The organism is Sinorhizobium fredii NGR234, from assembly GCF_000018545.1.
GTDB lineage: Bacteria > Pseudomonadota > Alphaproteobacteria > Rhizobiales > Rhizobiaceae > Sinorhizobium > Sinorhizobium fredii_A.
This window is the reverse complement of sequence record NC_012587.1, coordinates 1,471,142-1,483,482: the sequence shown is the minus strand read 5'-3', so window position 1 is coordinate 1,483,482 and position 12,341 is coordinate 1,471,142. Positions and strand designations below refer to the sequence as shown.

Annotated in this window: 10 protein-coding genes; 4 read left to right on the top strand and 6 right to left on the bottom strand. The window is 63.7% G+C overall.

Annotated elements, in window-relative coordinates; genetic code table 11:
- Nucleotides 1-13: 13 nt before the first annotated feature.
- The 5 genes from glnT to NGR_RS18435 all read right to left on the bottom strand — a co-directional run bounded on the left by glnT (nucleotide 14) and on the right by NGR_RS18435 (nucleotide 5,702).
- Nucleotides 14-1,321 carry a type III glutamate--ammonia ligase gene (gene glnT, locus NGR_RS18455; RefSeq protein ID WP_012707988.1) on the bottom strand — a complete coding sequence of 436 codons (1,308 nt, stop codon included), beginning with the start codon at nucleotides 1,319-1,321 and terminating at the stop codon, nucleotides 14-16.
- 82 nt (nucleotides 1,322-1,403) lie between these two features.
- Nucleotides 1,404-2,732: an FMN-binding glutamate synthase family protein gene (locus NGR_RS18450; protein ID WP_012707987.1), complete on the bottom strand. Its 1,329-nt coding sequence runs from the start codon at nucleotides 2,730-2,732 to the stop codon at nucleotides 1,404-1,406.
- Between the two features lie 14 nt (nucleotides 2,733-2,746).
- The gene (locus NGR_RS18445) at nucleotides 2,747-3,433 is read right to left on the bottom strand and encodes a GXGXG domain-containing protein (RefSeq protein ID WP_012707986.1); all 687 of its coding nucleotides are present in this window, start codon (nucleotides 3,431-3,433) and stop codon (nucleotides 2,747-2,749) included.
- Nucleotides 3,434-3,471: 38 nt separating this feature from the next.
- Nucleotides 3,472-4,377, bottom strand: coding sequence for a class II glutamine amidotransferase (locus tag NGR_RS18440; RefSeq protein ID WP_012707985.1), 906 nt, complete (start codon nucleotides 4,375-4,377; stop codon nucleotides 3,472-3,474).
- 353 nt (nucleotides 4,378-4,730) lie between these two features.
- Nucleotides 4,731-5,702, bottom strand: coding sequence for a GlxA family transcriptional regulator (locus NGR_RS18435; RefSeq protein WP_012707984.1), 972 nt, complete (start codon nucleotides 5,700-5,702; stop codon nucleotides 4,731-4,733).
- Nucleotides 5,703-5,796: 94 nt separating this feature from the next.
- On the opposite strand from NGR_RS18435, the gene NGR_RS18430 reads away from it, so the two are divergent.
- Genes NGR_RS18430 through soxG form a run of 4 tightly spaced genes read left to right on the top strand, consistent with a single transcriptional unit; the run spans nucleotide 5,797 to nucleotide 10,837 of the window.
- Nucleotides 5,797-7,047, top strand: coding sequence for a sarcosine oxidase subunit beta family protein (locus NGR_RS18430; protein WP_012707983.1), 1,251 nt, complete (start codon nucleotides 5,797-5,799; stop codon nucleotides 7,045-7,047).
- Nucleotides 7,048-7,072: 25 nt separating this feature from the next.
- Complete coding sequence (locus tag NGR_RS18425) at nucleotides 7,073-7,351, top strand: sarcosine oxidase subunit delta (RefSeq protein WP_012707982.1); 279 nt, start codon at nucleotides 7,073-7,075, stop codon at nucleotides 7,349-7,351.
- Nucleotides 7,348-10,311, top strand: a complete 2,964-nt coding sequence (locus NGR_RS18420; protein ID WP_012707981.1) for a sarcosine oxidase subunit alpha — start codon at nucleotides 7,348-7,350, stop codon at nucleotides 10,309-10,311. The genes NGR_RS18425 and NGR_RS18420 overlap by 4 nt, the downstream gene beginning before the upstream one ends.
- Nucleotides 10,304-10,837, top strand: a complete 534-nt coding sequence (soxG, locus tag NGR_RS18415) for a sarcosine oxidase subunit gamma family protein (RefSeq protein ID WP_012707980.1) — start codon at nucleotides 10,304-10,306, stop codon at nucleotides 10,835-10,837. Before NGR_RS18420 ends, soxG begins: the two co-directional genes overlap by 8 nt.
- Before the next feature lie 98 nt (nucleotides 10,838-10,935).
- On the opposite strand, the gene NGR_RS18410 is transcribed toward soxG, so the two are convergent.
- Nucleotides 10,936-12,336, bottom strand: coding sequence for a helix-turn-helix domain-containing protein (locus NGR_RS18410; RefSeq protein ID WP_012707979.1), 1,401 nt, complete (start codon nucleotides 12,334-12,336; stop codon nucleotides 10,936-10,938).
- Between the last annotated feature and the right edge of the window lie 5 nt (nucleotides 12,337-12,341).

The following is a 12,341-nucleotide window of genomic DNA, read 5'->3' as shown; positions in this document are numbered from 1 at the left end:
TTGGGTTAGATCCTTAGACGTCGAGTGTGGTTTGGTGCTCCCAGTCGGTGAACTGCGAGCAATAGGTGCTCCACTCGCCTTGCTTGAGTTTGAGGTAGGCGGCCGAGAACTCCCTTCCCAGGGCTTCCTGCAGTTCCTCGTCCCTGCTGTATTCTCTGAGTGCATCGAGCAGGTTGAGCGGCAGCTTCGGCGCATCGGTCACCTTATGGCCGTCCTTGTACATGTCGATGTCGTAGTGGTGGCCGGGATCCGCCTTGGAACGGATGCCCGAGAGCCCCGCCGCGATGACGATCGCTTGCAGCAGGTAAGGATTGACGGCGCCGTCCGGCAGGCGCAGCTCGAAGCGGCCGGGGCCGGGGACGCGCACCATGTGGGTGCGGTTGTTGCCGGTCCAGGTCACCGAGTTCGGTGCCCAGGTCGCGCCCGAAAGGGTGCGCGGCGCGTTGATCCGCTTATAGGAATTGACCGTTGGATTGGTGACGGCAGCAAGTGCGCTGGCATGTCTCATGATGCCGCCGAGGAAGTGCCGCCCCTGCGCCGAGAGGCCGAACTCGGCCCTCTTGTCGGCAAAAGCGTTGACCTCGCCCTCGAGATCCCAGACCGAGATATGGCAATGGCAGCCGTTGCCTGTCAGGCCCTTGAACGGTTTCGGCATGAAGGTCGCCCTGAGACCGTGCTTCTCGGCGACGGATTTCACCATGAACTTGAAGAAGGAGTGCTTGTCGGCCGTCTTGAGCGCGTCGTCATATTCCCAGTTCATCTCGAACTGGCCGTTCGCATCCTCGTGGTCGTTCTGGTACGGCTTCCAGCCGAGTTCGAGCATATAGTCGCAAATCTCGGCGATCACGTCGTAGCGGCGCATGACGGCCTGCTGATCGTAGCAGGGCTTTTCCGCCGTATCGAACGTGTCGGAGATCTTCGAACCGTCCGGCGAGATCAGGAAGAATTCCGGCTCGACACCGGTCTTGATCCGGAGCCCTTCCCGGGCGGCTTCGGCGATCAGCTTCTTAAGAACGATGCGCGGCGCCTGTTCGACCGGCTTTTCCTCCATGAAGCAATCGGCCGCGACCCAGGCGACGTCCTTCTTCCAGGGAAGCTGAATGACCGAGGCAGCATCCGGGACGGCGAAGAGATCCGGATGGGCAGGTGTAAGGTCGAGCCAGGTGGCAAAGCCCGCGAAGCCCGCCCCGTCCCTCTGCATGTCGGCGATCGCTTCAGCGGGGACCAGCTTGGCGCGTTGCCCGCCGAAGAGGTCGGTATAGCTGATCATGAAATACTTGACGCCCTTTTCGGCGGCGAATGTGGAGAGATCCAGTGTCACGTCGTTCCCCTTTTTTGGATTCAGACACTTAAATTCCGAAACAGGCCGCACCCTCCCAAATGCGGCCCGTCATTCCTGCCTTTCAGAAGCCGCCCTTGCCGGGGTACCAGTTCGTTCCCGCGAGCGGCACCTGCGCCATGGCCGCGGCTTCCATCGTCAGGGCGCAAAGATCCTCCGGCTCGAGGTTGTGCAGGTGGTTCTTGCCGCAGGCCCGCGCGATCGTCTGGGCTTCCAGCGTCATCACCTTCAAGTAGTTGGCGAGCCTGCGGCCGGCGGCGATCGGGTCGAGGCGCTGCATCAGTTCGGGGTCCTGCGTCGTGATGCCGGCCGGGTCCTCGCCTTCGTGCCAGTCGTCATAGGCGCCGGCCGTCGTGCCGAGCTTCTGGTATTCCTCTTCCCAGTGAGGGTCGTTGTCGCCGATGGCGACCAGCGCCGCCGTACCGATGGCCACCGCATCGGCCCCGAGCGCCAGCGCCTTGGCGACGTCCGCCCCGGAGCGAATGCCGCCGGAAACGATGAGTTGTACCTTGCGGTGCATGCCGAGATCCTGCAGCGCCTGAACGGCCGGCCGGATGCAGGCAAGCGTCGGCATGCCGACATTCTCAATGAAGACGTCCTGCGTCGCCGCGGTGCCGCCCTGCATGCCGTCGAGCACGACGACGTCGGCACCGGCCTTCACCGCAAGGGCCGTGTCGTAATAGGGCCGCGCACCGCCGACCTTGACGTAGATCGGCTTTTCCCAGTCGGTGATCTCGCGAAGTTCGAGGATCTTGATTTCCAGATCATCCGGTCCGGTCCAGTCGGGATGACGGCAGGCCGAACGCTGGTCGATGCCCTTCGGCAGGTTGCGCATGTTGGCGACGCGGTCGGAGATCTTCTGGCCGAGCAGCATGCCGCCGCCACCCGGCTTTGCGCCCTGCCCGACCACGACCTCGATGGCGTCCGCCCGGCGCAGATCCTTGGGGTTCATCCCGTAGCGCGACGGCAGGTATTGATAGACCAGCGTCTGGGAATGGCCGCGCTCCTCGTCCGTCATGCCGCCGTCGCCGGTGGTCGTCGACGTACCGGAGATTGACGCGCCGCGTCCGAGCGCTTCCTTGGCGGGGCCGGACAGTGCCCCGAAGCTCATGCCGGCGATGGTGATCGGGATCTTCAGATGGATCGGTTTCCTGGCGTGGCGCGTGCCGAGAACGACCGAAGTGTCGCATTTCTCGCGATAGCCCTCGAGCGGGTAGCGGGAGATCGAAGCGCCGAGGAAGAGAAGATCGTCGAAATGCGGCACCTTGCGCTTGGTGCCGGCGCCGCGAATATCATAGATGCCGGTCGCAGCGGCACGGCGGATTTCCGCCAGCGTATGGTCGTCGAAGGTCGCGGACTTGCGCGGCGGGGTATAGGGGTTGTGATAGCTCATGACGGTCCCTCGCCTCAGTACGCGTCGGCGTTGTCGATGTTGAAGTTGTAGAGCTTGCGGGCCGAGCCGTAGCGCTTGAACTCTTCCGGCCGGACATCGTTGACGCCGGCCTTTTCAAAGAGCTCGGCGAGCTTTTGCAGATGCTCCGGGCGCATCTCCTTCTCGATGCAATCGGCGCCGAGGCTCTTGACGGCGCCGCGCACGAAAAGCTTGGCCTCATAAAGGCTGTCACCCAGCGCATCGCCGGCGTCACCGAGCACGACGAGGTGGCCGGACTGGCCCATAAAGGCTGACATATGACCGATATTGCCATGAACGACGATGTCGATGCCCTTCATCGAGATGCCGCAGCGCGATGCCGCGTTGCCCTTGATCACCAGCAGGCCGCCGCGTCCGGTCGCACCGGCATATTGCGAGGCATCGCCTTCAATGACGACCGTGCCGGACATCATGTTTTCCGCGACGCCTGGGCCCGCCGAGCCATGAACGGTAACGGTTCCGCCGTCATTCATGCCGGCGCAGTAGTAGCCGACCGAACCGTTCACTTCGACGGTGACGGGGCCGGCGATGCCGACGGCGACTGCATGGCTGCCGCGGGGATTGGCGATTTCGTAGGTGACGTCGTTCGAGCCCTGCTGAATGCTATGGAGGGCCTTATTGAGGTCACGCAGCGGTGTGGTGGCGAGATCAATGACAGGCATACTTGAACAATCCTTGGAAAAGGCGCGGGAGAGACCCGTCAGGCGGCTTTCTGGTGATCCCAGAAATAAACGGTGGCAGGCTCCGGCTCCCAGACGCTCGCGCTGTCGATGCCCGGCAGGTTGACGAGCGCCCGGTATTCGGAACCGAAGGCGACATACCGGTCCGTCTCGGCCATTACCGCCGGCTTGCAGGCGATCGGATCACGCACGACGCCGAACCCGGATTTGGTGCCGACGACGAAGGTGAAGAAGCCGTCGAGATCGTCGAGCGCGCTGGTCAGCGCCTGGCCGAGATCCTTGCCCTTGGCCATTTCCGCCGTCAGGTAGGCGGCGGCGACTTCCGAGTCGTTCTGCGTCTCGAAGGTCATTCCCTCGCGGATCAGTTCGCGGCGCAGATTGTTGTGGTTCGACAGCGAACCGTTGTGCACAAGGCACTGATCCGAGCCGGTCGAGAACGGGTGCGCGCCGAGCGTCGTGACCGCCGACTCCGTTGCCATGCGGGTGTGCCCGATACCATGCGATCCGCCCATGGCGCGAACGTCGAAGCGGGCGACGACGTCCTTCGGCAGGCCCACTTCCTTGTAGATCTCGACGCTGTCGCCGGAACCCATGATACGGACATCCGGGCGAATGGCAGCAAGCACCGAACGAACGTCCGCGAGCCTGGACGCCGCAATCGCGATGACCGCATGGGTGCTCTTGAGAACGACTCGTGCCGGCAGACCCGCCTCGGCAAGATCCTGCTCAAGGTCTGCGAAATCGATACCAGGTTTCGCGGACTGGATGGTTACCTTCGCCCTCCCCTCGGCAGCCGAACCGTAGATGGCGATCCCGGCCGAGTCTGGGCCTCGGTCCGTCATGGTGATCAGCATGTCCGAAAGCAGCTGACCAAGCTGTGGCTCAAGCCTGCTGTCCTTCAGAAACAAACCAACAATGCCGCACATCGCGCAGTCCCTCCGTTTGCATGCAGTACCGGTACCATGCGCCGCGACTGCAATCAACTGTGGAGAATATTTTTTTCTTGTTAGGCAATATTCACACTCGCGAAAACCCTTGCGAATGGCCGGCCGTGCTTCTCTCGCCAACAAAGACATCCGTCCCGTCCGGCGCGGACGTCGGATGTCGTCAAGATGGTGATCAAGGAGGGTTCCACCGCTCGGCGACAGGCGGCGGTCGGAAGTCGGCGCTCGGGAGCGCCTGCGCCTCTCGAAACGTTATTCACCGCGCTCGATCTTCAACGGCGTACAGACGCGAGGACTCGCGGCGACCGGAAGATCGGTGCAGCTTTTGCCAGACCTTAGGCTCGGCTATGGCGACGCAGGCTTCCCGGCGTCTCCGAGAACAAGCGCTTGAACGCGTTCGAGAAATGCGCCGGGCTGGAAAATCCGGTGGCATAGGCGATCTCCGGAATGGAGAGCGGACTCTGCTGCAGAAGCCGGCGGGCGTGACGCAGCCGAATTTCGCGATAGGTGTCGAGAAAGCCGGCGCGGCGATGCTCTTTGAAGAGCCGATCGAGATGCCGCGGGCTGACCCCGGCCAGACGTGCCATTGCGGCCCGGTCGAGTGGCCGCTCGATCGCCGTTTCCATCTTCTCGAGTACGGCAAGCAGGGCAGGATGATTGGTTCCGAACCGCTCTGCCACCGAACCGCGCTGCGGCGCCGCCGGCTCGGCGACGGCCGCGTGCAGATACCAGTCGCTGACGCGACGGGCGAAATCGGTGCCGAGCCGTTCTGCGATCATCGCATGCATCATGTCGAGGGGCGCCACCCCGCCGCCACAGGTGGCAACTCCGCCATCGAGCACGAAGCGCGCCTGTCGGGGGGTAAGGCGCGGGAAGGCCTCCTGCAGTACCGGCGCGTGCTCCCAGTGAATTGTGAAGTCGCGGTTGTCGAGCAGCCCCGCGGCGGCCAGCACGAAGGCGCCGCTCGATATGCCGCCGATCCGGACACCAAGGCGCGATAGCCTTCTGAGCGTCGTGTGCGATGCGGGCGTGTCCGCCCAGTCGGTTGGCTCACCGCCGGCGCAGACGAAGACGGTATGGCAGGTCTCTCCCTCGGCCTCCAGATCCCCACAGCTAATCGACACGCCGGAGGATGAAGTGACGATCCCTTCCCCCTGCGCGAGGGGAACGACTTGGTAGAGGGGTCGGCCGGCGAGAAGATTGGCCGCCCGCAGTGGCTCCGTCGCCGAGGCGTAGCTCATCAGCGCGAAGTTTCGAACCAGCAGAAAGCCGACTTTCTGAATGTTCTTTCTGTCGGAAGACGCCATGGCCCATTCTTATATCAATTGGTCCTATATTTGCAATGGGCCGGGCGGTTGAGATGCTAACTTCCCTCGCGGATTTTCTGTTGGAGCAGCATCCATGCGCTACTCGGCCCTTTCGATCCTTCTCAATGGCCTGCGAGGTAACAGGAACTGGATGCCGGCCTGGCGCCAGCCTGAGCCGAAGCCGCATTACGACGTGATCATCGTCGGCGGCGGTGGTCATGGCCTTGCGACGGCCTACTATCTCGCAAAGGAATTCGGCATCACCAATGTGGCGGTGCTGGAAAAGAATTATGTCGGTTCGGGCAATGTCGGCCGCAACACGACGATCATCCGCTCCAACTACCTGCTCCCCGGCAACAATCCGTTTTATGAACTCTCGATGAAGCTCTGGGAGGGGCTGGAACAGGATTTCAACTTCAACGCCATGGTCTCGCAGCGCGGCGTTCTCAACCTCTTTCATTCCGACGCCCAGCGCGATGCCTACACGCGACGCGGCAATGCGATGCGGTTGCACGGGGTGGACGCCGAACTCCTCGATCGGGCCGCCGTGCGCAAGATGCTGCCTTTTCTCGATTTCGACAATGCGCGCTTCCCGATCCGAGGCGGCTTGCTGCAGCGCCGCGGCGGCACGGTGCGCCACGATGCGGTGGCCTGGGGTTATGCGCGCGGCGCCGACAGCCGCGGCGTCGACATCATCCAGAACTGCGAAGTGACCGGGATCCGGCGGGAGAACGGACGCGTTACCGGCGTCGAGACCAGCCGGGGCTTCATTGGCTGCGGCAAGCTGGCACTCGCCGCCGCCGGCAACTCCTCGCGGGTCGCCGAGATGGCGGACATCCGCCTGCCGATCGAAAGCCATGTGTTGCAGGCCTTCGTGTCGGAGGGGCTGAAGCCCTTCATCGACGGCGTCGTCACTTTCGGCGCGGGGCATTTCTACGTCTCGCAGTCGGACAAGGGCGGTCTCGTCTTCGGCGGAGACATCGACGGCTACAATTCCTATGCCCAGCGCGGCAACCTCGCGACGGTCGAGCATGTGGCCGAAGCCGGCAAGGCGATGATCCCGGCACTGTCGCGCGTCCGCGTGCTGCGCTCCTGGGGCGGCATCATGGACATGAGCATGGACGGTTCGCCGATCATCGACCGCACCCATATCGACAATCTCTACCTGAACGCCGGCTGGTGTTACGGTGGCTTCAAGGCGACGCCCGCCTCCGGTTACTGCTTCGCGCATCTGATCGCCCGCGGCGCGCCACAGGAGACCGCCGCCGTCTTCCGCCTCGACCGGTTCCAGCGCGGCTATCTCATCGACGAAAAGGGCCAGGGCGCCCAGCCCAACCTTCACTGATTTCGCGACCAAGGAAATTCCGAAAATGGCAAGCCTCGTGCCCTGCCCCCATTGCGGGCAAAGACCAAAGGAAGAATTCACCATCAAGGGCGCGGCCCTGACGCGTCCAGCGGCGGACGCGGACGCTTCCGATTGGTTCGACTACGTCTACCTTCGCGACAACCCGCGCGGCGCCTATCAGGAGTACTGGCATCACACGTCCGGTTGCCGCCGTTGGCTCGTTCTCACTCGGGACACCCTGACACATGAGGTTGCTGCGAGCCGCGATGCGGCCGACGGCTCTCGATCGGAGGCGCGACCATGACGTCCTATCGTCTGCCGAAGCGCGGTCTTGTCGATCGCAATTCGCCACTTTCCTTTACCTTCGACGGCCGGTCGATGCAGGGGTTCGAAGGCGACACGCTCGCCTCCGCGCTGCTTGCCAGTGGAGAGATGCTGGTCGGCCGCAGCTTCAAATATCACCGGCCGCGCGGCATCCTGACGGCGGGCGCCGCCGAGCCGAACGCGCTTGTTACCGTCGGCCGCTGTGGCCGCACCGAGCCGAACACGCGGGCCACCGTGCAGGAACTCTACGAAGGCCTGGAAGCGCAGAGCCAGAACCGCTGGCCCTCGCTCGACTTCGACGTCGGCGCGCTGAACGGCTTCCTGTCACCCTTCCTCGGTGCCGGTTTTTACTACAAGACCTTCATGTGGCCGGCAGCCTTCTGGGAGAAGCTTTACGAGCCGTTCATCCGCAGGGCCGCCGGCCTCGGCAAGGCGAGCTACGAAGCGGATCCCGACACCTATGAGAAGAACTGGGCGCATTGCGACCTGCTCGTCATCGGCGCGGGACCGACCGGCCTTGCCGCGGCGCTGACCGCCGGGCGGGCGGGCGCACGGGTCATTCTCGTCGACGAAGGCTCGCTTCCCGGCGGTTCGCTGCTCTTCGATACGGCGACGATCGGCGGCAAGCCGGCCGCCGATTTCGCGCACGATGCGAGCGCCGAACTGCAGTCGATGCCGAACGTCCGGGTGATGACCAGAACGACCGCCTTCGGCTGGTACGACGGCAATGTCTTCGGTGCCGTCGAGCGCGTGCAGAAACATGTCCGAGAACCCGCCAGCCACCTGCCGGTCGAGCGGCTGTGGCGCATCGTCGCGAAACACGCCCTGCTTGCGACCGGCGCGGAAGAGCGGCCGCTCGTCTTCGGCGGCAACGACCGGCCCGGCGTGATGATGGCCAGCGCCATGCGAACCTATCTCAACCGTTATGGCGTCGCGCCTGGCAAGGCGACCGCAATCTTCACCACCAACGACAGTGGCTATGCGCTGGCGCTCGATCTCGAGGCCGCCGGTGTCGACGTCGTTGCCATCGTCGACAGCCGGCCGGCTGCCGGCGTGGAGTATCGCGGCAAGGCGCGCCTGATGCGCGAGGCAGTCGTTTGCGGGACGAAGGGCCGAAAGGCGATCTCGGCGATCGAAGTCCGGCGCGACGGGCGCTCCGAGAGGATCGCCGTCGACGCACTCGCCATGGCCGGCGGCTTCAGCCCGATCATCCATCTCGCCTGCCACCGGGGCGGCAAGCCAAATTGGTCGGCAGAAATGGCCGCATTCCTTGCTCCCGAGGGTTTGGCAGGCATCGACCTCGCCGGCGCCGCCGCAGCGACGACCGATCTCGCCTCCTGTCTCGGAGAGGGGGCGGTCAAGGCAACAGCTATCGTCGAAGAACTTGGCTTCACTTGCCCGCCAGTCGCCATTCCGAAGGTCGAAGGCGACGACGGCGCAGACTCCTCAAAGCCCCTGTGGTCAATCCCGGGCGTCAAGGGCAAAGCTTTCGTCGATTTCCAGAACGACGTGCATCTCAAGGATATCGGCCTTGCCGTGCGCGAAGGCTACAGCCATGTCGAGCTTGCCAAACGCTACACCACCAACGGCATGGCCACCGACCAGGGCAAGCTTTCGAACGTCAATGCGATCGGGTTGATCGCGAAGGCACGCGGCGTCTCGCCCGCCGAAGTCGGGACGACGACCTTCCGGCCCTTCTATACGCCGGTCTCCTTCGGCGCGCTGACGGGCCCGCACCACGGCCATCATTTTCAGCCGGTCCGCAAGTCGCCGCTGCACGACTGGGCAAAGAAGCACGGCGCCGTCTTCGTGGAAACCGGTCTCTGGTACCGTTCCTCCTGGTTTGCGCGCAGCGGCGAACGGACCTGGCGGGAAAGTGTCGACCGGGAAGTGCTGAACGTGCGGAAGAATGCCGGCCTCTGCGACGTCTCGATGCTTGGCAAGATCGAGATTTCGGGCCGCGACGCCGCCGAATTCCTCAATCGGGTCTATTGCAACGCCTTCCTCAAGCTGCCGGTCGGCAAGGCGCGTTACGGACTGATGCTGCGCGAAGACGGCATGATCTATGACGACGGCACGACAAGCCGTCTCGAGGAAAACCGTTTCTTCATGACGACGACGACGGCCTACGCGGCCGGCGTCATGAACCATCTCGAATTCTGCGCACAGGCACTCTGGCCGGACCTGGACGTCCGCCTCGCCTCGATCACCGACCAGTGGGCGCAGATGGCGGTTGCCGGGCCGAAGGCACGCACGATCCTGCAGAAGATCGCCGACGAGGATATCTCCAACGCAGCCTTCCCCTTCCTCGCGGCGAAGGAGGTTTCGCTGTTCGGCGGCGCACTGCACGGTTGTCTGTTCCGGATTTCCTTCTCGGGCGAACTCGCCTACGAGCTTGCTGTTCCGGCCGGCTACGGCGAAAGCGTCGCCGATGCGCTGATGGAAGCGGGAAGAGACGACGGCATCATGCCCTACGGGGTCGAGACGCTGAGTGTCCTGCGCATCGAGAAGGGCCATGTGACACACAACGAGATCAACGGCACGGTCGTGCCGAGCGATCTCGGATTCGGGAAGATGGTCTCGGCGACCAAGTCCGATTTCATCGGCAAGGCGATGCTTCAGCGCGAGGGGCTGGCTGCCCCCGACCGGCCGCAACTGGTGGGCGTCAGGCCGCTCGACCCGAAACAATCGTTCAGAAGCGGCTCGCATCTTCTCGCCAAGGGAGCGGCGGCCACGCTCGAAAACGACGAGGGCTATGTGACCTCCAGCGCCTATTCGCCACACGTCGGATCGACCATCGCGCTGGCGCTGGTCAAGCACGGTGCCAGCCGTCACGGTGAAGAGGTCGTCGTGTGGAGTGGCCTTCACGGCGAGTCCATCCCCGCGCGCTTGTGCAACCCGGTTTTCCTCGACCCTCAGAATGAGAGGCTCCATGTCTGAATTCCGACCAATCCTTCGCCCGGCGCTTGCTGCCAAGCAGGCGGTTTCATCTGCCTCGCTCAGGCTTTCCCCTCTGCCGGAAGGGACAATCATTCATGTGCTCGCCCGACCGCGAGAAGAGGATATGGTGCCCTGCCTCGGCAGCCTTGCCAAAACGGGCCAGTACGCCGTGCGCCCGGTTTCACCCGGCCAGTGGTTCATTGTCGGCGACGAGCCGATGCCGCGTCAGGAGATGAAGAGCCTTTTTGCCGCGCTCGAACCGGGCGCCACCGGGGTGGATCAGAGCCACGGCCGCGTGCGCATCCGGATCGAGGGAAAGATGGCGTCCCGTGCGCTTTCGAAAGGCACGGCGCTCGATCTTGATCCGTCCGTTTTCCCGGTCGGGCAGTCCGCGGTGACGCTGATCGGCCATATCGCAGCCCACATTACCCGTGTCGACTCGGAAGCCTTCGAGATCATCGTGCTGCGCGGCTTTGCGGAAAGCCTCTGGGATGATCTTGCCCGAATGGGCCTCGAATTTGCCTAGAGCATTTTGCAGTCAGGTGGAATCACCTGATGTCGCAAAAATGCGGAAAAAACAACGGCTTAGGGCGGCGGCGCGAACGTATGTGAGCGCATCCCGCTCTAATCGGAGAAACCGAACGGAGTATCGGTCCTGCGATAATCATCTGGCGAAATATGGCGTCCAATCGGCGGCTCCGACCGGGACGTGCAATTCGTGCGGTGACAGAGACGACAGGCGATCCCTATCGGAGTCGGGGTGACCGGCTGGACGTCGTGCCGGTAATAGACCATGCGCTCGGCGTAGCCAGCTTCGCAGACCAGCGCGACCGCGCGGGTCACGCGCGGCACGCCGAACGCTCCCCCGCCGGAACTCACGGTCCGGGCGATCGAGAAGAACCGCTGCCCATCCGGCAGTTCGAGCCACTGTGTGACAACCGCTCTGGGCGTGGTGAAGACCTGATGCAGGGTCCAGAGCGGACAGCCGCCGCCGTGCCGGGCGAACGGGAAATTGGCGCTGTCCAGGCGCTTCGATACATTGCCCGCTGCGTCGACCCGGATGAAGAAGAACGGAACCCGCTCCTGTCCGGGTTTCTGCAGCGTCGTCAGGCGGTGGGCAGTCTGTTCGAAACTCGTCCCGAACTGGCGCGCGATGGCCTCGACGTCGTAGCGTCGCGCTTCAACAGCCTTGGCAAACGCCGTGTACGGCATCACGATCGCCCCGGCGCAATAGGCGGCAATCGCCCGGTGGGCAAGCCGCCGCGCGCTTTCCGTAACCAGATTGCCCTCGCTCACAGCCTTGCGGATGTCGCCGTCGAACTCGATATAGGCTAGCTGCTGCGCAAGCTGGAAGTTCTGGCTTGCCGCGTCCAGACTGTCATCGAGCAGGATCTCACGCCGGTGCCGGTCGAGCCGGCGGACGGATCCCGTCATGACCTCTCCCGGCAGGCGCCGAACATGGAGATTGTGACGCTGCCTGAAATAACCGGGTAGCCCGCCTGCCTCCGCGATCGCGGCCGACAGCTTCTCCGCTGCGACATCGAGGCCCGGAAAACAATTTCGCCTGGCTGCGAGGAAGCCGCGCACAGCCGCCACGGGATCGCTGGCGCCGTCCACGCCCCAATCGGCGGAACCCTGGCGTTGATCAGCCAGTGCGAATTGCTCCTCCTTGTAAGCCGTGTACAGGCGAAGCATGGCTTCCGTGAAGCCGGGAAAGCTGCTCAGCACGTCGGCCAGTTCCAGGGGTGATACGTCTATCTCCGCAAAGATCGGATCCTTCATCGCCGCCTGGAGACGGGCAATCAGGTCGGAACCGCTTTCCTCCGCCAAGGACGAGAGGTCGATCTTGTACGCCTTGGCAAGCCGCAGCAGCACCTCCGCGGTCACAGGTCTCTGGTTGCGCTCCATCAAGGCGATGTAGGACGGCGAAACATCGAGGTCGGCCGCCATGTGGGCCTGTGTGAGACCGAGATCTTTCCTCAAGCGCCTTAGGCGTGGGCCGAGATATATTCCGAGCTTTTCCATACCTC

Bases quoted from the DNA above. Each gene is read 5' to 3' on its own strand.
- NGR_RS18450 (WP_012707987.1), bottom strand. From the start codon at position 2,732: ATGAGCTATCACAACCCCTATACCCCGCCGCGCAAGTCCGCGACCTTC.
- NGR_RS18445 (WP_012707986.1), bottom strand. From the start codon at position 3,433: ATGCCTGTCATTGATCTCGCCACCACACCGCTGCGTGACCTCAATAAG.
- NGR_RS18440 (WP_012707985.1), bottom strand. From the start codon at position 4,377: ATGTGCGGCATTGTTGGTTTGTTTCTGAAGGACAGCAGGCTTGAGCCA.
- NGR_RS18435 (WP_012707984.1), bottom strand. From the start codon at position 5,702: ATGGCGTCTTCCGACAGAAAGAACATTCAGAAAGTCGGCTTTCTGCTG.
- NGR_RS18430 (WP_012707983.1), top strand. From the start codon at position 5,797: ATGCGCTACTCGGCCCTTTCGATCCTTCTCAATGGCCTGCGAGGTAAC.
- NGR_RS18425 (WP_012707982.1), top strand. From the start codon at position 7,073: ATGGCAAGCCTCGTGCCCTGCCCCCATTGCGGGCAAAGACCAAAGGAA.
- NGR_RS18420 (WP_012707981.1), top strand. From the start codon at position 7,348: ATGACGTCCTATCGTCTGCCGAAGCGCGGTCTTGTCGATCGCAATTCG.
- soxG (WP_012707980.1), top strand. From the start codon at position 10,304: ATGTCTGAATTCCGACCAATCCTTCGCCCGGCGCTTGCTGCCAAGCAG.
- NGR_RS18410 (WP_012707979.1), bottom strand. From the start codon at position 12,336: ATGGAAAAGCTCGGAATATATCTCGGCCCACGCCTAAGGCGCTTGAGG.